Below are 1258 nucleotides of genomic sequence, written 5' to 3'. Positions count from 1 at the left end.
ATCTTGCCAAATATAAGAAAGAGTTGGCTGAGTATCCGGCTAAGTTGCAGGCTTATGAAGATGAGCAGGCCAAAATTAAGGCTGCATTGGTAGAACTTGAAAAGAATAAAGATCAAGATGGTTACTTGTCTAAGCCATCTGCTCAGAGTCTGGTTTATGACTTAGAATCGAATGCTCAACTTGATCTCAAAACGGAAGGAAAACTTCTCACTGCAGCAGCAGTTGATGAAGCCTTTAAGAAAGACACAGACCAATATGGCAAGAAAAATCTTCAGTTAGACAATCTAAATGTCAAGAACTTGGAAAACGGTGCAACTACTTCTTCAGTGGAATTGTATGGTAACATCAATGATAAATCAGACTGGACGACTAATGTAGGAAATAAAACAGAGGTTAAATGGGGCTCTGTGCTTCTAGAACGTGGGCAAAGCGTAACTGCAACTTATACTAACCTTCAAAATTCATACTACAACGGTAAAAAGATTTCCAAGATTGTTTACAAATATACTGTAGATCCTTCTTCGCAATTTAAAAATCCTACTGGAAAAGTTTGGTTGGGAATCTTTAGTGACCCAACTTTAGGGGTTTTTGCTTCAGCCTTTACGGGTCAGGTAGAAAAAGATACGTCAATTTTCATTAAAAATGAATTCACCTTCTACGATGAAAATGACCAACCAATTAATTTTGACAATGCTCTTCTTTCAGTAGCCTCACTTAACCGTGAACACAACTCTATTGAGATGGCCAAGGATTATAGTGGTACTTTTATCAAAATTTCAGGTTCATCTATTGATGAAAAAGATGGAATGATTTATGCTACCAAAACCCTCAATTTTAGAAAAGATCAGGGTGGATCTCGTTGGACTATGTATCCTAGAGCAAATGAACCTGGATCGGGGTGGGATTCATCAGATGCACCAAACTCTTGGTATGGTGCAGGTGCTATTAGTATGTCCGGTCCTACGAATCACGTTACAGTTGGTGCAACATCTGCTACCAATGTGATGTCTGTAGCAGAAATGCCTCAAGTACCTGGAAGAGACAATACTGAAGGTAAAAGACCAAACATCTGGTACTCACTCAATGGTAAGATTCGTGCCGTTAACGTTCCGAAAATTACCAAGGAAAAACCAACTCCACCAGTTGAACCAACTGCTCCACAAGCTCCTTCTTATGAAGTAGAAAAACCATTGGAACCAGCTCCAGTAGCACCAAACTACGAAAATGAGCCAACTCCACCGGTAAAAACTCCAGATCA

At 39.5% G+C, this 1258-nt stretch carries 1 protein-coding gene; it reads left to right on the top strand.

What is annotated here, in order from left to right:
• The coding region (locus GMD1S_RS09020; RefSeq protein ID WP_000630975.1) for a GbpC/Spa domain-containing protein at nucleotides 1-1258 on the top strand (1258 nt) is incomplete at both ends.

Source organism: Streptococcus sp. GMD1S, assembly GCF_000296875.1.
Taxonomy (GTDB): domain Bacteria; phylum Bacillota; class Bacilli; order Lactobacillales; family Streptococcaceae; genus Streptococcus.
This window is presented reverse-complemented; position numbering and strand designations above follow the sequence as displayed.